A 22,253-nucleotide genomic window follows, 5' to 3' on the forward strand; every position below is an offset into this window, starting at 1 on the left:
CTTCCACAGTCCGTCGGGTCTTTGACATCACTATCACCGGCCTGCCGGTTTCTTGATAACCACGGCTTCCACGACACGGAGGTCGAGCAGGTCGCCGGACCTCCGGGATCATGACGCCATGCAACTCCGATACTTCAATCAGACCGGATGGACCGCCATCTTCAATGGCACTGAGACCGAGATCGGTCGCATGGTGCGCGTGGAGGGATGGGATCCCGCAACCGGGACAGCCTTGGTGGTCGACCCGCAACGAGGGGCACTGCGCCAGGTCACGGACTACGTCGACTTCTCCCACTTGGAGCGGGCCGATCAGGTGGTCGCCGCGATACCCGGTGGGGGATGGCGGGCACACTGGACGGATGAAGGGCCGGGTGGATCACCTCTCACGGAGCAGGTGCTGGCCTGGTTGATCACTTCGCAGGGCCGGGCGACTGCCATCACAGTCGATGCTCAGGGGCATGTGGAGGACGCCGACAGCGCCGACGCCTTCATACCGCCGGGTGAGGAGCTTCAGTGATGGCGTCGATGCCGCAACAGGCGGGCCCGGCGTCCGAGGGTCGGGCTTCTGATGCCGACTGGGAGGCTCCCTACTACCGGGTTCGGGCCGCCGGCTTCCAGGTGCTCTTCCTCGTGGAACCGGACGAGGCGATCGAAGAGGTCTGCAACGTCGATGCCGAGGTTCATCTTGCCGACGGATCGCGCTGGAGTTCCACGATCTTCACTCTCGCCGAGGTGGATCGGCTCATGCGGAGCTGGGAGGCGAGCGGAGAGGCGGTCTCCGGGCAGTGCTTCTTCTGCGCGGACGGGCTGATCGTGCGGAATCCCGGCATCGGCAGCATGGTGCGCGTGATTGCCGGACTCGTGGCATCCGGCGAGTTCGACGGGGTGTTCCGACGCATTGCCGACCCGGAATGATCACGCCGCGTCTCAGGGCATCGTGTTGTCCTGCATCTTTCGAATGGCCTTGAGCACCTTCTTCCCCAGGGGAGTGAGCGTCATGGACCTACCTCGTTCCGCCCGGACCAGGAGTGGTCCACCGAGTTCTCGTTCGATCCGGTTGATCTGTGCGACGAGGGTGAACGTGTTGAGGCCGAGGCCGCTCGCTGCGGCACCGAGGCTGGGGTAGGGAGATGCAGCCGCGAATCGGCTCAACCGTTCGCTGGAGATAGGTGCCGCAGCCAGCCGAAATCGGGCGGGTTGGGCGGGTCGGCGGATTGCCGCAGAGTTCAGGCCGGGGGACGGACCGGCCGGAACGGGGCCGCTGCCGCGGCACCCTCCCGCAGTGCGGGCAGCAGTCCGCCAGCAACATGCGGTGCTGGGTGCAGGCGAAGGAGAAACCGAGCCTCCAGGACAATTGCCATCGCCCACCAGTGGCAAGAAGGCACTCCGGGCAGAAACGCGATCCCCCTCCGCGGCCCCAAAGGACGTGGCGTGACACGGCCCGGCCTCCGGCACTCATGTGGAGGGCCCGTCCGTCGTAGTGCGCCAGGGTCAGGGCAGCGACCGTCTCCGGGGACATCCCGGTGGCGTGCGCGACGGCGTTGGCCTGCTGCTCGTCGAGGACGATCGTCCAATCTGCCGGGATGCCCCGGAACTGGTTTCCGGCCCGGTGACGGACCGGGAAGCCGAGGTGCAGCAGGACATCACCGAGTGCGGTGTCCATCCGTCTGGCCATCGCCTCCAGCCATGAGTCCAGGGCCTCGCCAGGCAGTGGAGGCAGCCGGATCGGCAGGGTGCGGACCGGCGTTCTCATGCGGGTCGTCGCATCCGGGGCCGCGGGCGGCTGGTCAGCCGTTTCTTCTCCAGCGCGGCCTGAAGTTCGAGGCGGGCAGCCTCGGACGCCTCGTCGTTCTTCACCCGGTCCATGAGCTCCTGGTCGAGACGTTCGGCGCCGGTGCGGACCGCCCGCTGGCAGCTGCGGTTGATCAGCGTCATCAGCGAGCCGATGTGTCCGGTGCTGCGGGCGAAGAGGTAGTCCGACAGATCGTCCGCGAGCATGCCAGGGTGCTTGTCGGTGAGAACAACGCGCTGTTCGAGGGCCAGCAGCATCTGCCGCCATTCCCGACGGCCGGCCTCCGTATCGATGGTGAACGGCCGCAGCCCGAGGCGGGTGGTGCGGCGGCCGGTCTGGGCCAGAGCGGTGTCGCGCCCGTTCGATCCTTCACCGAACAGGCCCTTCTTCGCGAGCTCGACCCCCACCATCAGCAACGTCACCGGGAACTCGTTGGCGATCCACTTCAGGTGGTTGCTCACCTCGATGCCGCTCTTCTGTCCCCATTTCAAAAAGTGCAGATCGTCCAGAACCACCAGGCGGACATCACAGGACAGCACGCAGTCCAGCACACGCCGTCCGAACTGGGCGGTGGTCCCCCGCATCTGTCCGGGGTGGCCGAAGAACTCCAGCATGGCCCGGTTGAGATCCTTCATTCCGGTATTCCCGGTCAGCCCGACCCGGCAGACCGGGATCCGCTCGTGCCCCTGGCTCGTGAACGAGCCCGACTCCTCGATCTCCCGCTGGTGGAAGTCGCGGGCGAACGCCAGCACCGAGGTCGTCTTGCCCAGACCCGGGAACGCGTCGACGGCCACTGCCCCCTTGGCCTTGTCGCCGTCCTGCTCGTTGCTATCGACGATGTCCCACAGGTCTTCATGGAGCTCTGTCAGTTGCGGCGTCTTGACCGGGCCGATATTCGCGTGCCACTGCCGCCGCTGACGGTCGTAGTCCGCCCGCGCCTGTGTGGGCAGGGACTTCAGCTGTTTTCGAGTCAGCAGATCGGGCCGGCTGCGGCGAGGGCTCTCGGCGAACGCCTTGAAGTCCTCCTTCCGCGACAAGGCAAGACTGCCCGGCTGCGGAACGCTGCCGGCGTTCACACGTCCTCCAGGGCATCGGCGTAGAAGTCGCTCTCCCCGGCGAGGTCCTCCAGATCGACCTCGTCGTCATCCCCCATCTCCGTCACCACGTCGGGCTCCCGCAGTTCCGCGGTCTGCTCGTCCTGCCCCAGGGCCTTGCGTACGGACGGAAGCGAGACGACCGTCTCCGCCTCACTCTCCGGAAGTTCGATGGCGGCCTGCTCGCGCGAGAGCCGCAGGGCCATGCGCCGCTCGGCGATCGTGGTGCCCAGGCCGAGATTCCACCGCTCCAACAAGTCAGCGACGGCAAGCCGGTCGTCGGGAAAGCGATACTTCGAGGCAGCCAGTTGGCGGGCGAACGTCAACGCGTCCTCGCTCAGCGGCATCTCGGCCGACGGCGCGTGCTCCCAGACCAGCGTGCGCCAGGCCCGGGTAGCCGGATCTCGGAAGTAGATCCGGGTAATGTCGTCGGGGTCCACCTGGAAGGGCCAGCCGTTCTTGACCGGGCTGTCGTAGGGGCTGCGGACTCCCGGCTCGGGCAGGCCGGGGCCGCTGTAGCGGCGGCGGCCGATCTCGACCCCGTAGTGCTGGACCGTGCGCCACTTCGTCTGCAGGAACTCGAACGCGAGATCGCGATCCCGGGGAACCTCGATGTAGCCGGCGCGGGCCATGCCGTGCTCGAACATCGTCGCCGGGGACATCCTCAGACCCGGCAGGCCGGGATCGACCAGGCTGGAGTGTGGCCTGCAGTGATAGACCGCCGCGGTCCATTCCCGGATGATCGCCTCAAGCTCGTCAAGGAAGAAGAACGCGTCGTCCTCCGGGCGCTCGCCCCGCGAGTGGATGTCGGGTCCCTTGTAGCCGGGCAGCACCTGCAGCAGTCCCTCCCGCAGGGTCCGGAAATAACGCTCGACCGGCCCCTTGTCACGGCCCGTCCGCAGCCGGGCCGGCTGGATGGAGATGCCCATCCGTCGGCAGACGCTGGTCAGATGCTCCGAGACATAGACCTTGCCGTGGTCGACTACCAGCGTCTCGGGGACCAGAGGCGGCGAGGCCAGCCCCGGCCCGGTGGCGCTCTCGACATCGACCAGGACGGTGCGGGGGATGCCGTGCTCGGGCCAGACCGCGTGCCGCGGCCAGTCCTGCCCCGCCGGCCGCGGCCGAAACGACTGGAACAGCACCGCGCTGACATCCACCGCCTTCGTCGAGACCGGCGTGAGCCGGATCCCCGTGATGCAGCGGGAGTACCAGTCCATCCCGACACTCAACTCGGCCTGCACCCACTTCAGGGTCAGCGGGTCGAACGCGAAGACGTCCAAGCGGGTGGAGTCCATCAGCAGATACTCGCCCGGCCGCGTCGGCCGCAGCTTCCCGTACGGACCCTCCGGCCGACCAGCGATATCCCGGTTCCGCTTCGTACTCAGCCGGAACAACGGATGGCGTCGCTCCAACTCCTCCAACAGCCGAAACGCCGTCGCCCGACTCGGCTGCGGCACCACTCCCTCGCCGAACCGCGCGATCACCCGAGCCCGGGTCCGCTCGATCACCACCGTCCTCGATGGCCGCGACTGGTCAGCGTGCTCGACCATCACCTCCACCGCGGTCTCCACCCACCGTTCGTCGACCGCGACCTGCGACTTCCGGGTCGATCCCTGGCTCGGCGCGAGCCCCACTTCGCCCTGTTCCCGAAACGCGGTGACCCATCTCCTCACCGAACGCGAGGAGACCCCCAGCTCCGCAGCCTTCGCCGTGTACCTGGCTTCCAGCGATGTCGACGGTGCGTACTCATCACGGGGTTCGCCTTCACGCGCAAGTTCCGGACTCCCGGAGCGATACCCCGTCAGAAGTTCACGGACATGCTCAACCCGTTCCAGAATCTCCCGTCTCTCCGCCTCACCAAGCTGACCCAGCACCACGGAGGCGATCTCGCCCTCGTCGTCTGCCGATGGTCCCGGACCATCAGGATTGATGGCAGCCCGGTCGGAGAACAGCAACTCCTTGAGCGACAGCCGAAGGAGACGCCCTCGCCCGTCCTTCAAGACCACTTCGTTGCCCGCAGTGGTTGCGGCCATCTCCACCACTTCGACGGTCTCACCGTCGTAGCGGAAGGACGTACCGACTCCGACTCGGACTCCCGCCTTGCTCATGCCACCCTCCTCAACACGTGCGAAGGGCCGAGCGGTCGGTCGAGATCCGTGACGAAGGTCTGCGTCCAGAGCAGATGATGGACAGCGGATCGGACTTGGAGCTCCGGACTGCCTGGCAGGCAGCCCGGCACCTGCCCCAAGACGACCCCGTCGAGGTCCACGTCCTGGAGCTCCTCCAAGACTTCAGGGCTGAACAGCCAGTCCCTGCGGTAACCCGCCAAGAACCGGATGTTCTCCAGTTCCACGGCCGGAGGCTCGCTCCAGATCTCGTACTTCCATCCCCGCGACTCCACCGCCTGCCGGGTCCAGTCGAAGGTGAACTCCACCTCTGGCTTGGACAATCGGCTCAACGGCTTGACGTCGACAACCACCGGAACCTGCCCAGTGAGCAGGAGATAGTCCGGGATGTGACGGCGCACTTTCCCTTCCAGCACCGCCTTCAGCAGAAAGGGCTGAGCCACGATGCCACGTACGGACGGATCGAAGTCGGCGAAGAGCAAGCGGGACAGTTCCAGGCGGGATTCGTAGATCACGTGATCGCGCATCGTCGCCGACCAATAGGTCCCCGAGTAGTGCTTCTGGCCCTTGTACCAACGGAACGTCCGCCACGGACAAGCCGACCGCAGAAGATCAACAGGTGCCGTACCCCAATCCCGATCTTCGACAACAGCACCGCGTTGCCGCCGAACGCTCACCGTCGCGGCGATCTCCCCCACCGCACACCCCCAAGCCCACGAGCGATACCCCGTGGGCCCACGGTGTCAGCGAGCTTCCACCGGGGGCACCAGCATCAAAGCCCAATCACCCATACGAGTGAGCGACTTGACCTGCCAGTCTCAGATTCGTGTCAGATATGCCATCGGTTGGCCATCGCTCGTGAGATTTGGCCACGAAATCTGAGACCCTACACGGCTCGATCAGGTCTGCGCCATGTCCACGAAGCGCGAGTAGTGGCCCTGGAACGCCACGGTGATCGTGGCCGTCGGACCGTTACGGTGCTTGCCCACGATGATGTCCGCCTCGCCCGCGCGCGGCGACTCCTTCTCGTAGGCGTCCTCGCGGTGCAGCAGGATCACCATGTCGGCGTCCTGCTCGATGGAGCCGGACTCACGCAGGTCGGACACCATCGGCTTCTTGTCGGTGCGCTGCTCGGGGCCTCGGTTGAGCTGCGAGAGTGCGATCACGGGCACTTCCAGCTCCTTGGCCAGGAGCTTGAGGTTCCGGGACATGTCCGAGACCTCCTGCTGACGGCTCTCGGAGCGCTTGGCACCGCCGGCCTGCATCAGCTGCAGATAGTCGATGATCACGAGCTTGATGTCGTTGCGCTGCTTGAGCCGACGGCACTTCGCCCGGATCTCCATCATCGACAGGTTGGGGGAGTCGTCGATGTAGAGCGGCGCGGACGACACCTCGGGCATCCGGCGGGCCAGCCGGGTCCAGTCCTCGTCCGTCATGGTGCCGGAGCGCATGTGGTGCAGGGCGACGCGGGCCTCGGCGGACAGCAGACGCATCGCGATCTCGTTGCGGCCCATTTCGAGGGAGAAGATGACGCTCGGCAGGTTGTGCTTGATCGACGCGGCCCGGGCGAAGTCCAGGGCGAGCGTGGACTTACCCATGGCGGGACGGGCGGCGATGACGATCATCTGACCGGGGTGCAGGCCGTTGGTGAGGGAGTCGAGGTCCGTGAAACCCGTGGGAACACCGGTCATCTCACCGCTGCGTGAGCCGATCGCCTCGATCTCGTCGAGGGCGCCCTCCATGATGTCGCCGAGCGGAAGGTAGTCCTCGCTGGTGCGCTGTTCGGTGACGGCGTAGATCTCCGCCTGCGCCCGGTTGACGATCTCGTCGACGTCGTCGTCGCCCGCGTATCCCATCTGGGTGATGCGGGTCCCGGCCTCGACCAGGCGGCGCAGGACCGCGCGCTCGTGCACGATCTCCGCGTAGTACTCGGCGTTCGCCGCCGTCGGCACCGTCTGGACGAGGGTGTGCAGATACGATGCGCCGCCGACCTTGTTGATCTCGCCGCGTTTGGTGAGCTCGGCCGCGATGGTGATGGGGTCGGCCGGCTCGCCCTTCGCGTAGACGTCGAGGATCGCCTGGAAGATCGTTTCATGGGCCGGCTTGTAGAAGTCGTGGCCCTTGAGGATCTCGACGACGTCGGCGATGGCCTCCTTGGACAGGAGCATGCCGCCCAGAACGGACTGCTCGGCGTCGAGGTCCTGCGGGGGCACCCGCTCGAAGGCCGCGCCACCGTCCCATGCGCCGCTGTCCCGACCGCGGTCGTGCTGCTCGTCCCGGCCGCGGCCGCCGTCACCGCGCCGTCTGGCAGGGGGCAGACGATCACTGGGACCACTGTCGGCCCACGGATCGTCCAAGGGCTCGGAAATGCTCACCGAGCCACCTCCTCCCGTCCGCGGTGCGGACCTCGCCGTGCCTCTCATTCCTACGGCACGGCACTGACAACTGAGTGACCCAACTCCGGTTACTGCGAAGGGTTCTGCGGGTCGGATTTGCGAGTTTTCACAGCCGACGAGCGGAGCGGGCGCCGGACAACCGTAGGCCCGCGGGCACCGTCAGCCAATCTGGTTATCCACAGCCCCTGTGGATAACGACCCAGATGCTGTGGAGAACTTCGCCAAACCTGTGCACGACCCGGTGGACAGCGCTGTGAACAAGCCCTCTACCAGCCCCACCCGACTTTCCTGACCTGCACTTTTACCGTCCACCGGCTGTGCGGAAGAAAAACTTGCCCAGTCGGCGCAAGATCGCTTCGAACGGTGCCCGAAAGGACACGCGCCGAGACGGCCCGTAAGGGACACCAGGGGTTTGCGTCTCTTACCTGTGGACGATTAGATTGGTGCCCATGACATCGGCTCCCGCGACGCCCCGGACCACCCGGCGTCGGCACGATCGAGAAATCGTCGCACTGGCCGTACCCGCCTTCGGCGCACTCGTCGCGGAGCCCCTCTTCGTCATGGCCGACAGCGCCATCGTGGGCCACCTCGGCACCGCGCAGCTCGCCGGTCTGGGAGTCGCCTCCGCGCTGCTGACCACGGCCGTCAGCATCTTCGTCTTCCTCGCCTACGCCACCACCGCCGGCGTCGCCCGCCGCGTCGGCGCCGACGACCTCCCTGCCGCCATTCGCCAGGGCATGGACGGCATCTGGCTGGCTCTGCTGCTCGGTGCCGCCGTGATCGCGGCCGTGCTCCCCACGGCACCGGCACTCGTGGAGCTCTTCGGCGCCTCCGACACGGCCGCCCCCTACGCCACCATCTATCTGCGCATCTCGGCCCTGGGCATACCGGCCATGCTCGTCGTCCTCGCCGCGACCGGCGTCCTGCGCGGCCTCCAGGACACAAGGACACCCCTCTACGTCGCCATAGCGGGCTTCGTCGCGAACGCCGCCCTGAACGTGGGCCTGGTGTACGGCGCCGGCCTGGGCATCGCCGGCTCCGCCTGGGGAACCGTCATCGCCCAGTGCGGCATGGCAGCGGCCTACCTCACGGTCGTCATCCGCGGTGCCCGGCGCCACGGCGCCTCGCTACGACCCGACGCCGCCGGCATACGGGCCTCTGCCCAGGCCGGCGTCCCGCTGCTCGTACGCACCCTGTCCCTGCGGGCCGTCCTGATGATCGCCACCGCAGTCGCCGCTCGTCTGGGAGACGCCGACATCGCGGCGCACCAGATCATCATCTCCCTGTGGAGCCTGCTCGCCTTCGCCCTCGACGCCATCGCCATCGCCGGGCAGGCCATCATCGGACGCTGCCTCGGCGCGGGCGACGCCCAGGGCGCCCGGGCCGCCTGCCGCCGCATGGTGCAGTGGGGCATCGCCGTGGGTGTCGTGCTCGGCCTGCTGGTGATCGTCAGCAGGCCGCTGTTCCTGCCCCTGTTCACAGGCGATCAGATCGTCAAGGACGCAGCGTTCCCCGCCCTCCTGGTGGTGGCGCTGTCCCAGCCGATCTGCGGCATCGTCTTCGTCCTGGACGGTGTGCTGATGGGCGCGGGCGACGGCCCCTATCTCGCCTGGGCGATGGTCCTCACCCTGGCCGTCTTCGCCCCGGTGGCCCTTCTGATACCGGTTCTCGGCGGTGGCCTCACCGCCTTGTGGGCAGCGATGACGTTGATGATGGCGGTCCGGATGCTGACGCTCTGGCTGCGCGCCCGCTCCGGGCGCTGGGTGGTCGTCGGCGCGACTCGCTGAACCATCCCCCTGAAGTCGCCGGACGATCCCCCATAGTCGGGTGTTTCACGTGAAACACCCGATGCGAATACCCAGTGCGGCCGCCGGACGGCAGGTCGGACACCCGGACGTCCCGGGCCGGCCGGCAGACCACCAGGAACCGCACCGCAGCCGAGGCGGAAGGCACCACGCCTGAGGCAGGGCGCCGCCGCACCCGCAATTGGACCCCGCGCACACCGAAGGGGCCGCACCCTTGCGGATGCGGCCCCTTCCCAGCTGTTCAGCCGAGGCTGTCCAAGCCGAGTACGGCGATCAGGCCGCGACGACCTCGATGTTGACCTTGGCGGCAACCTCGGGGTGCAGACGCACGGACGTCTCGTGGGCGCCCAGGGTCTTGATCGGCGCACCGAGCTCGATGCGGCGCTTGTCGACGTCGGGACCACCGGCGGCCTTGATCGCCGAGGCGACGTCGGCCGGGGTGACGGAACCGAAGAGACGACCGGCGTCGCCGGAGCGGACGGCCAGACGGACCTTCACGCCCTCGAGCTGGGCCTTGACCTGGTTGGCCTGCTCGATGGTCTGGATCTCGTGGATCTTGCGAGCGCGACGGATCTGCTCGACGTCCTTCTCGCCACCCTTGGTCCAGCGGATCGCGAAGTTCCGCGGGATCAGGTAGTTGCGAGCGTAACCGTCCTTGACGTCGACGACGTCGCCCGCGGCACCGAGGCCGGAGACCTCGTGGGTGAGGATGATCTTCATGTGTCGGTCACCCTTCCCTTAGCGCGCGGTGGAGGTGTAGGGCAGCAGCGCCATCTCACGGCTGTTCTTGACGGCCGTGGCGACGTCACGCTGGTGCTGCGTGCAGTTGCCGGTCACGCGACGGGCACGGATCTTGCCGCGGTCGGAAATGAACTTCCGCAGCATGTTCGTGTCCTTGTAGTCCACGTACGTGACCTTGTCCTTGCAGAAAGCGCAGACCTTCTTCTTCGGCTTGCGCACAGGCGGCTTCGCCATGGTGTTTCTCCTGTGTGATCAAGAAGTTGGGATACGACCCGCCTTCGACCTGGGCCCGGCCGGTCCGCTGACCGCGGGCCCGTGGGCTCAGAAGGGGGGTTCGTCCGAGTAGCCGCCACCGCTGCCGCCGGAGTTTCCACCCCAGCCGCCCTGGCCGCCACCGGCGGGAGCGCCGGTCGCCCACGGGTCGTCGGCGGGAGCGCCGCCGCCCTGCTGGCCGCCACCGGGGCCGCCGCCCCAGCCGCCGCCCTGCTGGCCGCCGCCACCGCCGCCGCCGTAACCGCCCTGGCCACCGCGGCCACTGGTCTTGGTGACCTTGGCCGTGGCGTTGCGCAGGCTGGGGCCGACTTCCTCGACGTCCAGCTCGAAGACCGTGCGCTTGACGCCCTCGCGGTCCTCGTAGGACCGCTGCTTCAGCCGGCCCTGCACGACTACGCGCATGCCTCGCTGGAGCGACTCGGCGACGTTCTCCGCCGCCTGACGCCAGACCGAGCAGGTGAGGAAAAGGCTCTCGCCGTCCTTCCACTCGTTCGTCTGGCGGTCGAAGGTGCGGGGAGTGGACGCGACACGGAACTTCGCGACCGCCGCACCGGAGGGGGTGAAGCGCAGCTCGGGGTCGTCGACAAGATTGCCGATGACCGTGATGACGGTCTCGCCTGCCATGGGGAACCTCTCGGCGGGTTTGCTGCTGCTGGCTGCTTGTGCTGCTACTCGAATCCCGAGATCAGCTGAGCGGAAGAGCTCAGTGGGTCTCGGGACGGAGGACCTTGGTCCGGAGGACCGACTCGTTCAGGTTCAGCTGGCGGTCGAGCTCCTTGACGACCGCAGGCTCGGCCTGCAGGTCGATGACCGAGTAGATGCCCTCGGGCTTCTTCTTGATCTCGTACGCGAGACGACGACGGCCCCAGGTGTCGACCTTCTCCACCTTTCCGTTGCCCTCACGGACGACGGAGAGGAAGTTCTCGATCAGCGGGGAGACAGCGCGCTCCTCGAGATCGGGGTCGAGGATGACCATCACCTCGTAGTGACGCATGTAGAACCCACCTCCTTTGGACTCAGCGGCCACGGTCGTTCCGTGGCAGGAGGGTTGTGATGCGTACGCAACGGTATCGGTCGCCACTGACAATCGGGGTCGGCTTGCGACGTCCCCGCTGCAAGCTGGGCGGAGTCCCTGGCTGTGCCTGGGCAGACACCGGTGCAGACGCTACAGACTACCTGCACAGCGGCTTCCGGTTGAAATCCGGCCGGGGTGACCGCCAATCTGTACACATCGGGTGTGTATGGCGCTACGATGCGCCGTTTTTCCGCAGGAGGTGCCCCATGGCACAGGCATTGCGACCCAACACCGCCGGATCCCTCTTCGCCACCGACGACCGGCCCCACCCCGTCCAGGACGCCCTGATGGCGGTGACCCTGGTGCTCGGAGTGGCCTCCTTCGTGACGGCGATGTTCGACCACCTCCATCTGATCAGCTCGTGGACCGGTCTGGTGGGGCTCTTCACCGGCGCCTACGGACAGTGGATCTCCGAGACCACCCGTGAGCGCTTCGGTCTGATCCTGGGCCTCGGTGCCTCCGGCATCGGCTTCTTCCTCGGCATGGCGCACGGCGGCCTCTTCGGCGGACTGTGGTGACCTGACCGGCGCCGGCCGCACCGGCGTACAACCGTCCTTGATCACGGCGCGCAGGACCCCTGCGCGCCGTGCGGACCGCCGCGACCGCCCATGAGGCCGGGGCGAAGCTGCCGTACGCCCGGACCCGCCGCTCGTACGGCGCAGTAGGCTTCGGCGCGAGAGCCGGAGCCCCTGTACCCATGGGGACACACCAGCCCGAGGAGCGCCCCGAATGAGCCTGACCCTGAGGACGATCAGCCGCGAGCAGCATCTGGCGTACATCCAGAGCCTGCCGTCGGCGAGCCACATGCAGGTTCCGGCCTGGGCCGACGTCAAGGCCGAGTGGCGCTCCGAGAGCCTCGGCTGGTTCGACGACAGGACCGGAGAGCTCGTCGGTGCCGGTCTGGTGCTCTACCGCCAGCTGCCGAAGATCAAGCGCTACCTCGCCTATCTGCCCGAGGGTCCGGTCATCAACTGGTACGCGCCCAATCTGACCGAGTGGCTGGAACCCATGCTCGCGCACCTCAAGCAGCAGGGCGCCTTCTCCGTGAAGATGGGCCCGCCAGTGATCATCCGGCGCTGGGAGGCCACGTCCATCAAGGCGGGCATCCAGAACCCGGACGTGAAGCGGCTGCGTGACATCGAGGCCGACTTCATCGAGCCGCGCGCCTTCGAGGTGGCCGACAAGCTGCGCCGGATGGGCTGGCAGCAGGGCGAGGACGGCGGCGCCGGCTTCGGCGACGTCCAGCCCCGCTACGTCTACCAGGTGCCGCTGGCGAACCGTTCCCTTGAAGAGGTCCACAAGAACTTCAACCAGCTGTGGCGCCGCAACATCAAGAAGGCGGAGAAGGCCGGCGTCGAGGTCGTCCAGGGCGGTTACCACGACCTCGAGGAATGGCAGCGGCTGTACGAGATCACAGCCGTGCGCGACCACTTCCGGCCCCGCCCGCTGTCGTACTTCCAGCGCATGTGGACGGCCCTCAACACCGAGGACCCCAACCGCATGCGGCTGTACTTCGCGCGCCACAACGGCGTGAACCTGTCGGCGGCCACGATGCTGATCGTCGGCGGGCACGTGTGGTACTCCTACGGCGCCTCCGACAACATCGGCCGCGAGTTCCGGCCCTCGAACGCCATGCAGTGGCGGATGCTGCGCGATGCCTACGCGCTCGGCGCGACCGTCTACGACCTGCGCGGCATCTCCGACTCGCTGGACGAGTCGGACCACCTGTTCGGCCTGATCCAGTTCAAGGTCGGCACGGGCGGGCAGGCCGCCGAGTACCTCGGCGAGTGGGACTTCCCGCTGAACAAGCTGCTCCACAAGGCGCTCGACATCTACATGTCGCGCCGCTGAGCTCCCGTTCTCCCCGCAGACGGCTCCCACGGCTCCGATCACTTCCACGGTGTCCGTCGGGCCCCACAGCTTCCCCACCTCTGACACACCGCAGCCACGAGAAAGGTTCCAGGTCCGGCCATGGCGCTCACCCTCTACGTCGACACCGCGCGCTGGCGGGCGCACCACAAGCACGTGCAGGAGCAGTTCCCGGGGCTCGTCCCGGTCTGCAAGGGCAACGGCTACGGCTTCGGGCACGAGCGGCTGGCGGAGGAGGCCACCCGGCTGGGCTCGGACATCCTCGCCGTCGGCACGACGTACGAGGCCGCGCGCATCAAGGACTTCTTCGGCGGTGACCTGCTGGTGCTGACGCCGTACCGACGCGGCGAGGAGCCCGTGCCGCTGCCCGACCGGGTCGTGCGCTCGGTGTCGTCGATCGACGGCGTCTACGGGCTCGTGGGCGCCCGCGTGGTGATCGAGGTGATGTCCTCGATGAAGCGGCACGGCATCAGCGAGCAGGACCTGCCCCAGCTGCACTCCGCCATCGAGAACGTCCGGCTGGAGGGCTTCGCCATCCACCTGCCCCTGGACCGCACCGACGGCTCCGACGCCGTCGAGGAGGTCATCGGCTGGATGGACCGGCTGCGTGCGGCCCGCCTCCCGTTGCACACCATGTTCGTCAGCCACCTCAAGGCCGAGGAACTCGCCCGGCTGCAGCAGCAGTTCCCCCAGACGCGCTTCCGGGCCCGGATCGGCACGCGGCTGTGGCTGGGGGACCACGAGGCCACCGAGTACCGCGGGGCCGTCCTGGACGTCACGCGCGTCGCCAAGGGCGACCGCTTCGGCTACCGCCAGCAGAAGGCGGCCTCGGACGGCTTCCTGGTGGTCGTGGCGGGCGGTACGTCGCACGGGGTGGGTCTGGAGGCTCCGAAGGCCCTGCACGGGGTCATGCCGCGGGCCAAGGGCGTCGCCCGAGCCGGCCTCGCGACGGTGAACCGGAACCTCTCGCCGTTCGTCTGGGGCGGCAAGCAGCGCTGGTTCGCCGAGCCGCCGCACATGCAGGTGTCCATCCTCTTCGTCCCGGCGGACGCCCCGGAGCCGACGGTCGGCGACGAGTTGGTGGCCCATCTGCGGCACACCACCACGCAGTTCGACCGGATCATGGACCGCTGAGCCCCTGAACAACGCGAAAGGCCGTACCCGGGGCTCCCGGGTACGGCCTTCCTCATGGGCCGGGGGCACCCTGTTCGCTCAGGGCGAACCGTCGGCCGTGCTCCCCTTGCCCCACTCCACCTGCGGCCCGTCGGAGTACGCCGCGTGCCGGTGCGCCCGGGCCGCCGCGCCGAGGGCGAAGACGTCGTCCGCGCCGTCCAGCACACCGCCCGAGGGATCGTCGTCCCCGGCCTGCCGCACCACGTCCCGCTCGGGCATCAGGATGTCCCGCACGACCACGACGCACAGGTACAGCGTCCCCAGCAGGTGGACGCCGATGGCCCAGTGGTAGCCGTCGGTGGGCAGGCCCTTGTGCGCCTCTCCGCTGGTCGTGTACGCGAGGTACATCCAGATCCCCAGGAAGTACGCCACCTCGCAGGCCTGCCAGATGAGGAAGTCCCGCCACTTCGGCCGGGCCAGTGCCGCCAGCGGCACCAGCCACAGGACGTACTGCGGCGAGTAGACCTTGTTGGTGAGGATGAACGCGGCCACCATCAGGAACACGAGCTGGGCGAAGCGGGGGCGACGCGGAGCGGTGAGCGCGAGTCCGGCGATGCCCAGGGCGCACACCAGGACCAGGAGCGTCGCCAGGGTGTTGACGCTGTCCGTGGTGAGCGGGTCGCTGGAGTTCTGGGCGAGGATCAGCCAGAACGAGCCGAAGTCCACCCCCCGCTCCTGGCTGAACGTGTAGAACTTCGACCATCCCTCGAAGGCGAAGAGCATGACCGGCAGGTTCACCACCAGCCAGGCGACGATCGCGCCCCCCAGGGCGCTGCCGAACTGCCGCCACTTCCCCGCCCGCCAGCACAGCACGAACAGGGGGCCGAGGAGGAAGACGGGATAGAGCTTGGCGGCCGTGGCGAGCCCCAGCAGGACGCCGAATGCCAGTGCCCGGCCCCGCGACCACATCAGCATCGCCGCGGCCGTCAGAGCGACGGCCAGCAGGTCCCAGTTGATGGTGGCGGTCAGCGCGAAGGCGGGCGCCAGGGCGACCAGCAGGCCGTCCCAGGGCCGTCGGCCGTGCGTACGGGCCACACAGACGGCGATGACGGCCGCGCACGCCATCAGCATCCCGGCGTTGACCATCCAGTACCACTGTTCCTGGTCCTGGATGCTGCCGCTGCCCGGGGTCAGCCAGCCGGCCACCTCCATGAACACTCCGGTCAGCACGGGGTATTCGAGGTACTCCATGTCGCCGGTGAGCTTGTCGAAGTACGGCACCAGCCCATCGGCGAACCCGCGTCCCTGGTAGAGGTGCGGGATGTCCGAGTAGCAGGCGTGGGTGTACTGGGAGCTGGCACCGAAGAACCACGCACCGTTGTAGCAGGGCGCCTTCTGGACCATTCCTAGGGCGAACATCCCGATCGCCACGAGCGCGACGACCCGCACGGGGGTCAGCCATGACGTCCCGGTCAGGGCTCGCCGCCCCAGAGGGCCGCCGATCAGCTCGCTGCCGGCCGCAGCGATCTCGTCGTCCCTGGTCGGCCGTACCGGGTCCGGCTCGTGCACGCGCGCTGGCGTCGATTCTGCACTGGGCATGCGCCACATCCTGCCGTACGGACCTAGGAAAAAGCCGAGGGCCGCCCCACCTGGTGCGGTGGGACGGCCCTCGTTTCACGTGAAACATGCGCATGTTTCACGTGAAACGCCCGACTCGGACGACAGGGCGGCTAACTCTCGGGTCCTCCGAAGATTTGCCCGTTCTGATTGCCTCTGCTGCTGTCCTCACTCTCCGATTCGGACGGTGACGCACTCGTCTCACCCGTCCCACCGTCCTGACCCTCGCTGCTCGTGCCTCCTGTGGAGTCGTCGCAGCCGAAGAAGGTGGTGCACGTCTCGCTCGGACTCGGCGACGGCTCGGGCTCTGTCTCGGAGGGGGTCGGCGACGGAGACGGGCTCTCCTCTTCCTCCTCGGTCTCGGTGACCGACGGGCTGGGAGACGGCTCCGGGTCCTCGTTGAGGACCTCTCCGATGGACTCGGGGGTCGGGAACTTCTTCACGGGGAGGCCGTCCATGGCCTCCTCCATGTAGTCGTGCCAGATCTGCGCCGGGAACGAGGCACCGTGGATCTTCTCCTCGCCACCCGTTCCGAACATCTCCAGGAACTCGCGGTCCTTGTTCGTCTCGTCGTCGTCGTACCGGAACATGGTGATCGCGGTCGACAGCTGCGGGGTGTAGCCGACGAACCAGGCCGACTTGTTGCCGTCGGTGGTACCGGTCTTGCCGGCCACCTCACGCCCGGTCAGCTGGGCGTTGGTGCCGGTGCCCTCCTCCACCACGGTCTTGAGGACGTCCGTGACGTTGTCGGCGACCTTCGAGGTGAACGCCTGCTCCGTCTCGGTCTTGTGGGTGTAGATCACGCCGTCCTTGCTCGTGACCTTCTGGACCGAGTAGGGGTCGCGCTGCTTGCCGCTGGCCGCGAAGGTGGCGTAGGCGCCCGCCATCCGGATCGCGCTCGGGTCGGAGATACCGATCGAGAACGACGGGAAGGTGGTGCCCGCGAGGCTGCTCTCCTTCACGCCGGCGCTGACGGCGGCGTCCTTCACCTTGTCCAGGCCGACGTCCATGCCCAGCTGCACGAAGGCGGAGTTCACCGACTCGCGCATCGCCTCCCGCAGGTCGATCTTGTAGTCGGGCGCGGTGCCGTAGGAGACCTGGCCGTCATTGGTCTGCAGCCACTCCTCACCGTCCTCGTTCTTCCAGACCGTCCCGTCATAGTTCTTGATCTTGAGCTTGTTCTGTCCGCTGAACAGGCTCTTGGGGGAGACGATGGTGCGCTCGTCCTGGGCCTGCGACGAGCCCAGCTCGGGGTCGCGTACGCCCCACGTCATCGCGGCCGCGAGGACGAACGGCTTGAACGTCGAACCCACCTGGGCACCCGTCTGGTCGGCGTTGTTGGTGAAGTGCTTGGTCGCGTCCTCACCGCCGTAGATCGCCTCGATGGCGCCGGTCTCCGGGTTCACGGACGCCCCGCCGAACTGGACGTGCGTGTCGGTGTCCGGCCGCTTCTCGGGGTCGATCTTGGCCTTGTAGACCTTGGTGACGGCCGCGGTGAGCTCGTTGACCTTCTTCTTGTCGAAGGTCGTGTAGATCGAGAAGCCACCCTGCTGGAGCTTGTCCTGGGTGATCCCCGTCTCGTCGCTGTGGGTCACCACGTAGCTGTTGGCGAGGTCGACGAGGTAGCCGATCTGGCCGCTCAGCTGGGTGTTCGAGCGCGGGTTCTTCACGTCGGGGAGCTTGGTGTACTTGGCCCGCACCGAGGAGCTGAGGTGCTTGTACTCGACCATCTTGTCGAGCGTGTCCTGCATCTGGATCAACGCCCGCTTGCTGTTGGCCTGCGGCGTCGCGGACGAGTCGATGGACACCGCGCCGGCGGGGTCGTAGTAGGTGGCGCCCTTCAGCACGGCGGCCAGGAAGGCGCACTCGCCCTCGTTCAGCTTGATGGCGTCCTTGTCGAAGTACGCACGGGCGGCGGCCTGGATCCCGTAGGCGTTGCGCCCGTAGTACGCCGAGTTCAGGTAGCCGGCCATGATCTCGTCCTTGTCGACCTCGGCTCCCACCTTGATCGACACGAAGATCTCCTTGAACTTGCGGGAGATCGTCTGGGACTGGTCGTTCAGCATGGCGTTCTTGACGTACTGCTGGGTGATCGTCGAACCACCCTGTGTCTGACCGCCCCGGGCCATGTTGAGGACGGCGCGCGCGATGCCCTTGGGGTCGATGCCGTTGTCGTCGTAGAAGGTCTTGTTCTCCTGCGAGATCACCGCCCAGCGCATCGCTTCGGGGATCTGCGAGAGATCGATGATCTGGCGGTTCGTCTCCCCACCGGTGGCAACCATCTGGCTGCCGTCCTTCCAGTAGTAGACGTTGTTCTCCGCCGTCGCCGTCTCGTCGACCTTCGGAATGCCCACCATGGCGTACCCGATGCCGGCCACGGCCACCAGGCTGCCGACGAAGCCGATGAACAGGCCGGCGACGAGCTTCCAGGACGGCATCCAGCGCTGCCAGCCGTCCTTGCCGGCGCGCGGATAGTCGATCAGGCGCTTCTTCCCGGGCGCGGCGCGGCCGCGGCCCGGTGGTCCGGGCGGCCCTCCTCGGCGGCCGGTGCCTCTCTGTGCCGCGCGCCGGGCCTCGGCGCGGCCACCGTACGACCGCTCCTCACCTCCCGAGCCGTAGGCATCCGACTCGTACGAGTCGGACGGAGACCCGGTGGCGCCTCGCGGTGCCGCACGGCGGCCGGAGGACGGGCCGGACTGGCCGCGTCGGGCCGCGGCACGTCCGCCTCCCTGCGGCTGCGGCGGTTTGCGACGGTGCTCGCTCATCGAACGATTACTCCTCGGGCAGGCGCACCCGCGCGCGCCTGGAAACGGCGGCTGGATTCCTGTCCCCCCGAAGTACGGATGCGGTCGGTCGCGCATTCACCCGTACGGCACCGGGGACATCGACGCCCCCCGGCGTCACGTGAGTCCCGGTGGTGTGCATGGCGCACAGACTACGCACCGTCAAAACCCGCCTAGGGCCGAGGTTCGCATCAAATGGGGCAACTCTCCTCCGATGAATCACTGATGTGATCCCGTTCACCATCCCCCCTCTTGTCGCTTCCGGAAGGCCGTTCTATCGTCGTGATGTATCGAGTCGATACATCAGCGCGACATAAAGGCATCGGGCACCCGTCGTCACGGGTGGCGGCAGAGAGGAGGCGACGTATGAGCCGGCGGTCCGGCATCCTCGAGTTCGCCGTCCTCGGTCTGCTCCGTGAGTCCCCGATGCACGGCTATGAGCTGCGCAAACGACTCAATACGTCGCTGGGTGTGTTCCGCGCGTTCAGCTACGGGACGCTCTACCCCTGCCTCAAGACGCTGGTCGCCAACGGCTGGTTGATCGAGGAGGCGGGGAACACCCCGGAGGACGCCCTCACGGCTCCCCTCACGGGCCGCCGCGCCAAGATCGTCTACCGGTTGACGGCGGAAGGTAAGGAGCACTTCGAGGAGCTCCTCTCGCAGACGGGCCCGGACGCGTACGAGGACGAGACCTTCGCCGCTCGCTTCGCGTTCTTCGGGCAGACGTCCCGCGATGTGCGCATGCGCGTGCTGGAGGGCCGCCGCAGCCGCCTGGAGGAGCGTCTGGAGAAGATGCGCGCCTCCCTGGCGCGCACCCGGGAGCGCCTCGACGACTACACGCTCGAGCTCCAGCGCCACGGAATGGAGTCCGTGGAGCGCGAAGTGCGCTGGCTGAACGAGCTCATCGAGAGCGAGCGGGCCGGACGGGACCTGAGGGGTTCCGTCTCCGGGGAGACCGCTCAGCAGGACACCACATCTGGAGCGACGGGCGGCCTGCCCCGTCCCGGGAAGATCCCCGGGACGGATACGCCCGACGACACCGCCACGTGAGCGCCCACTCAGGGCCTCACTCGTACACACAGGGAGCAACCGGAATGGGTTCGGTTCGCGTAGCCATCGTCGGCGTGGGAAACTGCGCCGCATCGCTGGTGCAGGGCGTGGAGTACTACAAGGACGCCGACCCGGCGTCCAAGGTCCCGGGCCTGATGCACGTCCAGTTCGGCGACTACCACGTCCGTGACGTCGAGTTCGTCGCCGCGTTCGACGTGGACGCGAAGAAGGTCGGCCTGGACCTCTCGGACGCCATCGGCGCGTCCGAGAACAACACCATCAAGATCTGCGACGTGCCCACCACCGGTGTCACGGTCCAGCGCGGCCACACCCTCGACGGTCTCGGCAAGTACTACCGCCAGACCATCGAGGAGTCCGCCGAGGAGCCGGTCGACGTCGTCCAGGTCCTCAAGGACAAGCAGGTCGACGTCCTCGTCTGCTACCTGCCCGTCGGCTCCGAGGACGCGGCGAAGTTCTACGCCCAGGCCGCCATCGACGCCAAGGTCGCCTTCGTCAACGCCCTCCCGGTCTTCATCGCCGGCACCAAGGAGTGGGCGGACAAGTTCACCGAGGCGGGCGTCCCGATCGTCGGTGACGACATCAAGTCCCAGGTCGGCGCCACCATCACGCACCGCGTCATGGCGAAGCTGTTCGAGGACCGCGGTGTCGTCCTGGACCGCACGATGCAGCTGAACGTCGGCGGCAACATGGACTTCAAGAACATGCTCGAGCGCGAGCGCCTGGAGTCCAAGAAGATCTCCAAGACGCAGGCCGTCACCTCGCAGATCCCCGACCGGGAGCTCGGCGAGAAGAACGTCCACATCGGTCCGTCCGACTACGTCGCCTGGCTCGACGACCGCAAGTGGGCGTACGTCCGTCTCGAGGGCCGTGCCTTCGGTGACGTCCCGCTGAACCTGGAGTACAAGCTCGAGGTCTGGGACTCCCCGAACTCCGCGGGTGTCATCATCGACGCGCTGCGCGCCGCGAAGATCGCCAAGGACCGCGGCATCGGCGGCCCGATCCTGTCGGCCTCCAGCTACTTCATGAAGTCCCCGCCGGTCCAGTACTTCGACGACGAGGCCCGCCAGAACGTCGAGAAGTTCATCGCGGGTGAGGTCGAGCGCTAGAGCTCGTCGCTGAGTCGCTCCTGCCAGGGCTGAAGAGGGTCTCCGGGTCACATGACCCGGGGGCCCTCTCCGTATGTGAGGCTGTGCCCCATGGCCGTCGTCCGTGATCTGCGCGTCCTGCTGCGCTGGGGCACCTTCCGGCGCCTGCTCGCCGTACGGCTGCTCTCGCAGTGCGCCGACGGCGTCTACCAGGTCGCGCTCGCCACGTACGTCGTCTTCTCCCCGGAGAAACAGACCTCGGCCACCGCGATCGCCTCCGCGATGGCGGTGCTGCTGCTGCCCTACTCGCTGGTCGGACCCTTCGCCGGCGTCCTGCTGGACCGCTGGCGCCGCCGCCAGGTCTTCGTGCACGGAAACCTCCTGCGCGCCGTTCTGGCGTCGATGACCGCCGTCCTGATGGTCAGCCAGGTCCCGGACTGGCTCTTCTACGTCTCCGCGCTGTGCGTCACGGCGGTCAACCGCTTCGTCCTCGCAGGCCTGTCCGCCGCCCTGCCGCGTGTGGTCGACGCCGAGCGTCTCGTGCTGGCCAACTCCCTCTCCCCGACGGCCGGGACACTGGCCGCGACGGCGGGCGGCGGCCTCGCCTTCGTCGTACGGCTGTCGGGCGCGGACTCTGACGCCGTCGTCGTCCTGCTGGCCGCCGCGCTGTACCTGTGCGGGGCGCTGGCGGCGCTGCGCATCGGGCGTGAGCTGCTGGGGCCCGACCGCGCGCTCGTCCAGCCCCGGCTCGCGACGGCGCTCGCCGGGACCTCGCGCGATCTGGTGGCGGGCGTACGGCATCTCGCCGAGCCGCCCCGCAGGGCAGCCGCCCGGGCGCTGGGCGCGATGACCCTGATGCGGTTCTGCTACGGCGCCCTGCTGGTCATGCTGCTGATGCTGTGCCGGTACGCCCTGACGTCCGACACCGAGGACGGCCTCGCCCTGCTGGGAGTGGCGCTGGGCGTCTCCGGCGCCGGGTTCTTCACCGCGGCCGTCGTGACGCCTTCAGCGGCGGGACGGCTCGGGCCGGCCCGCTGGATCGTCGTCTGCGCGGGGGCCGCCGCGGTCCTGGAGCCGGCTCTCGGCCTCCCCTTCGCCACGGTTCCGCTGCTGGTCGCGACGTTCGTGCTGGGGCTGGCCACCCAGGGCGCGAAGATCGCCACGGACACGATCGTGCAGTCGTCGGTCGATGACGGGTTCCGCGGCCGGATCTTCTCCGTCTACGACGTGCTCTTCAACGTCGCCTTCGTCGGCGCGGCGGCACTGGCCGCCCTGATGCTCCCGCCGGACGGCCGATCGGTGGCCCTGGTCGTCGTGGTCGCCCTCATCTACGGGGGAGTTGCCGTAGGTATGTCCCGATTCCCAGTCCGGTAAGTGTCACATAAATGCCACAGCCGGCTCCTGGGCTACAAG

20 protein-coding genes and 1 pseudogene are annotated in these 22,253 nt (G+C 67.8%); 9 read left to right on the top strand and 12 right to left on the bottom strand.

Annotated features, from left to right (window positions below; all coding sequences use genetic code 11):
• Positions 1–118 precede the first annotated feature (118 nt).
• Positions 119–517, top strand: coding sequence for a hypothetical protein (locus tag ACFYWQ_RS24375; protein ID WP_055592324.1), 399 nt, complete (start codon positions 119–121; stop codon positions 515–517).
• Complete coding sequence (locus ACFYWQ_RS24380) at positions 517–915, top strand: hypothetical protein (RefSeq protein WP_389518974.1); 399 nt, start codon at positions 517–519, stop codon at positions 913–915. The genes ACFYWQ_RS24375 and ACFYWQ_RS24380 overlap by 1 nt, the downstream gene beginning before the upstream one ends.
• A gap of 12 nt (positions 916–927) precedes the next feature.
• On the opposite strand, the gene ACFYWQ_RS24385 is transcribed toward ACFYWQ_RS24380, so the two are convergent.
• The 6 genes and pseudogenes from ACFYWQ_RS24385 to dnaB form a co-directional block, all read right to left on the bottom strand.
• Positions 928–1,455, bottom strand: a complete 528-nt coding sequence (locus ACFYWQ_RS24385; RefSeq protein ID WP_389518975.1) for a LysR family transcriptional regulator — start codon at positions 1,453–1,455, stop codon at positions 928–930.
• Positions 1,361–1,753 (bottom strand): annotated as a pseudogene (locus ACFYWQ_RS24390) (TniQ family protein); the annotation flags it as partial. The gene ACFYWQ_RS24385 and the pseudogene ACFYWQ_RS24390, both read right to left, overlap by 95 nt.
• Positions 1,750–2,868, bottom strand: a complete 1,119-nt coding sequence (locus ACFYWQ_RS24395; RefSeq protein WP_389518976.1) for an AAA family ATPase — start codon at positions 2,866–2,868, stop codon at positions 1,750–1,752. The pseudogene ACFYWQ_RS24390 and the gene ACFYWQ_RS24395, both read right to left, overlap by 4 nt.
• A complete protein-coding gene (locus ACFYWQ_RS24400) occupies positions 2,865–4,994 on the bottom strand; it encodes a helix-turn-helix domain-containing protein (RefSeq protein WP_389518977.1) in 2,130 nt (709 codons plus the stop codon). Before ACFYWQ_RS24400 ends, ACFYWQ_RS24395 begins: the two co-directional genes overlap by 4 nt.
• Complete coding sequence (locus ACFYWQ_RS24405; RefSeq protein ID WP_389518978.1) at positions 4,991–5,710, bottom strand: TnsA-like heteromeric transposase endonuclease subunit; 720 nt, start codon at positions 5,708–5,710, stop codon at positions 4,991–4,993. Before ACFYWQ_RS24405 ends, ACFYWQ_RS24400 begins: the two co-directional genes overlap by 4 nt.
• Before the next feature lie 201 nt (positions 5,711–5,911).
• Positions 5,912–7,387 carry a replicative DNA helicase gene (gene dnaB / locus ACFYWQ_RS24410; RefSeq protein WP_389518979.1) on the bottom strand — a complete coding sequence of 492 codons (1,476 nt, stop codon included), beginning with the start codon at positions 7,385–7,387 and terminating at the stop codon, positions 5,912–5,914.
• A 470-nt stretch (positions 7,388–7,857) separates the two neighbouring features.
• Here dnaB and ACFYWQ_RS24415 point away from each other — a divergent pair, with 470 nt between their 5' ends.
• Complete coding sequence (locus tag ACFYWQ_RS24415; RefSeq protein ID WP_389518980.1) at positions 7,858–9,195, top strand: MATE family efflux transporter; 1,338 nt, start codon at positions 7,858–7,860, stop codon at positions 9,193–9,195.
• 291 nt (positions 9,196–9,486) lie between these two features.
• Here ACFYWQ_RS24415 and rplI read toward each other — a convergent pair whose 3' ends face one another.
• The 4 genes from rplI to rpsF all read right to left on the bottom strand — a co-directional run bounded on the left by rplI (position 9,487) and on the right by rpsF (position 11,221).
• On the bottom strand, positions 9,487–9,933 hold the full coding sequence (rplI, locus tag ACFYWQ_RS24420) for a 50S ribosomal protein L9 (RefSeq protein ID WP_389518981.1): 447 nt from the start codon (positions 9,931–9,933) through the stop codon (positions 9,487–9,489).
• Between the two features lie 18 nt (positions 9,934–9,951).
• Positions 9,952–10,188 carry a 30S ribosomal protein S18 gene (rpsR, locus tag ACFYWQ_RS24425; protein ID WP_003949403.1) on the bottom strand — a complete coding sequence of 79 codons (237 nt, stop codon included), beginning with the start codon at positions 10,186–10,188 and terminating at the stop codon, positions 9,952–9,954.
• A gap of 87 nt (positions 10,189–10,275) precedes the next feature.
• Positions 10,276–10,851 (bottom strand): single-stranded DNA-binding protein, encoded by a 576-nt coding sequence (locus tag ACFYWQ_RS24430; RefSeq protein ID WP_389518982.1) that lies wholly within the window; start codon positions 10,849–10,851, stop codon positions 10,276–10,278.
• Positions 10,852–10,930: 79 nt separating this feature from the next.
• Positions 10,931–11,221 (bottom strand): 30S ribosomal protein S6, encoded by a 291-nt coding sequence (gene rpsF / locus ACFYWQ_RS24435; RefSeq protein ID WP_015034882.1) that lies wholly within the window; start codon positions 11,219–11,221, stop codon positions 10,931–10,933.
• Between the two features lie 287 nt (positions 11,222–11,508).
• On the opposite strand from rpsF, the gene ACFYWQ_RS24440 reads away from it, so the two are divergent.
• The 3 genes from ACFYWQ_RS24440 (at position 11,509) to ACFYWQ_RS24450 (ending at position 14,305) form a co-directional block, all read left to right on the top strand.
• A complete protein-coding gene (locus ACFYWQ_RS24440; protein ID WP_389518983.1) occupies positions 11,509–11,820 on the top strand; it encodes a hypothetical protein in 312 nt (103 codons plus the stop codon).
• 211 nt (positions 11,821–12,031) lie between these two features.
• Positions 12,032–13,153, top strand: a complete 1,122-nt coding sequence (gene femX, locus ACFYWQ_RS24445) for a peptidoglycan bridge formation glycyltransferase FemX (protein ID WP_389518984.1) — start codon at positions 12,032–12,034, stop codon at positions 13,151–13,153.
• Between the two features lie 120 nt (positions 13,154–13,273).
• A complete protein-coding gene (locus ACFYWQ_RS24450) occupies positions 13,274–14,305 on the top strand; it encodes an alanine racemase (RefSeq protein ID WP_389518985.1) in 1,032 nt (343 codons plus the stop codon).
• A 78-nt stretch (positions 14,306–14,383) separates the two neighbouring features.
• On the opposite strand, the gene ACFYWQ_RS24455 is transcribed toward ACFYWQ_RS24450, so the two are convergent.
• Together ACFYWQ_RS24455 and ACFYWQ_RS24460 are read right to left on the bottom strand one after the other, a co-directional pair.
• Positions 14,384–15,883 (bottom strand): glycosyltransferase family 87 protein, encoded by a 1,500-nt coding sequence (locus ACFYWQ_RS24455; protein ID WP_389518986.1) that lies wholly within the window; start codon positions 15,881–15,883, stop codon positions 14,384–14,386.
• A gap of 131 nt (positions 15,884–16,014) precedes the next feature.
• Positions 16,015–18,666 carry a transglycosylase domain-containing protein gene (locus ACFYWQ_RS24460; protein ID WP_389518987.1) on the bottom strand — a complete coding sequence of 884 codons (2,652 nt, stop codon included), beginning with the start codon at positions 18,664–18,666 and terminating at the stop codon, positions 16,015–16,017.
• A gap of 384 nt (positions 18,667–19,050) precedes the next feature.
• Here ACFYWQ_RS24460 and ACFYWQ_RS24465 point away from each other — a divergent pair, with 384 nt between their 5' ends.
• The 3 genes from ACFYWQ_RS24465 to ACFYWQ_RS24475 all read left to right on the top strand — a co-directional run bounded on the left by ACFYWQ_RS24465 (position 19,051) and on the right by ACFYWQ_RS24475 (position 22,214).
• A complete protein-coding gene (locus ACFYWQ_RS24465) occupies positions 19,051–19,734 on the top strand; it encodes a helix-turn-helix transcriptional regulator (RefSeq protein WP_389518988.1) in 684 nt (227 codons plus the stop codon).
• 44 nt (positions 19,735–19,778) lie between these two features.
• The gene (locus ACFYWQ_RS24470; protein ID WP_389518989.1) at positions 19,779–20,861 is read left to right on the top strand and encodes an inositol-3-phosphate synthase; all 1,083 of its coding nucleotides are present in this window, start codon (positions 19,779–19,781) and stop codon (positions 20,859–20,861) included.
• 90 nt (positions 20,862–20,951) lie between these two features.
• Positions 20,952–22,214: an MFS transporter gene (locus tag ACFYWQ_RS24475; RefSeq protein WP_389518990.1), complete on the top strand. Its 1,263-nt coding sequence runs from the start codon at positions 20,952–20,954 to the stop codon at positions 22,212–22,214.
• Positions 22,215–22,253: the final 39 nt, after the last annotated feature.

The organism is Streptomyces sp. NPDC003247 (assembly GCF_042888135.1).
GTDB lineage: Bacteria > Actinomycetota > Actinomycetes > Streptomycetales > Streptomycetaceae > Streptomyces.

Bases quoted from the DNA above. Each gene is read 5' to 3' on its own strand.
- ACFYWQ_RS24375 (WP_055592324.1), top strand. From the start codon at position 119: ATGCAACTCCGATACTTCAATCAGACCGGATGGACCGCCATCTTCAAT.
- ACFYWQ_RS24430 (WP_389518982.1), bottom strand. From the start codon at position 10,851: ATGGCAGGCGAGACCGTCATCACGGTCATCGGCAATCTTGTCGACGAC.
- femX (WP_389518984.1), top strand. From the start codon at position 12,032: ATGAGCCTGACCCTGAGGACGATCAGCCGCGAGCAGCATCTGGCGTAC.
- ACFYWQ_RS24470 (WP_389518989.1), top strand. From the start codon at position 19,779: ATGGGTTCGGTTCGCGTAGCCATCGTCGGCGTGGGAAACTGCGCCGCA.
- ACFYWQ_RS24415 (WP_389518980.1), top strand. From the start codon at position 7,858: ATGACATCGGCTCCCGCGACGCCCCGGACCACCCGGCGTCGGCACGAT.
- ACFYWQ_RS24465 (WP_389518988.1), top strand. From the start codon at position 19,051: ATGAGCCGGCGGTCCGGCATCCTCGAGTTCGCCGTCCTCGGTCTGCTC.
- ACFYWQ_RS24455 (WP_389518986.1), bottom strand. From the start codon at position 15,883: ATGCCCAGTGCAGAATCGACGCCAGCGCGCGTGCACGAGCCGGACCCG.
- ACFYWQ_RS24460 (WP_389518987.1), bottom strand. From the start codon at position 18,666: ATGAGCGAGCACCGTCGCAAACCGCCGCAGCCGCAGGGAGGCGGACGT.
- ACFYWQ_RS24475 (WP_389518990.1), top strand. From the start codon at position 20,952: ATGGCCGTCGTCCGTGATCTGCGCGTCCTGCTGCGCTGGGGCACCTTC.
- rplI (WP_389518981.1), bottom strand. From the start codon at position 9,933: ATGAAGATCATCCTCACCCACGAGGTCTCCGGCCTCGGTGCCGCGGGC.
- ACFYWQ_RS24380 (WP_389518974.1), top strand. From the start codon at position 517: ATGGCGTCGATGCCGCAACAGGCGGGCCCGGCGTCCGAGGGTCGGGCT.
- ACFYWQ_RS24440 (WP_389518983.1), top strand. From the start codon at position 11,509: ATGGCACAGGCATTGCGACCCAACACCGCCGGATCCCTCTTCGCCACC.
- ACFYWQ_RS24400 (WP_389518977.1), bottom strand. From the start codon at position 4,994: ATGAGCAAGGCGGGAGTCCGAGTCGGAGTCGGTACGTCCTTCCGCTAC.
- rpsR (WP_003949403.1), bottom strand. From the start codon at position 10,188: ATGGCGAAGCCGCCTGTGCGCAAGCCGAAGAAGAAGGTCTGCGCTTTC.
- rpsF (WP_015034882.1), bottom strand. From the start codon at position 11,221: ATGCGTCACTACGAGGTGATGGTCATCCTCGACCCCGATCTCGAGGAG.
- ACFYWQ_RS24450 (WP_389518985.1), top strand. From the start codon at position 13,274: ATGGCGCTCACCCTCTACGTCGACACCGCGCGCTGGCGGGCGCACCAC.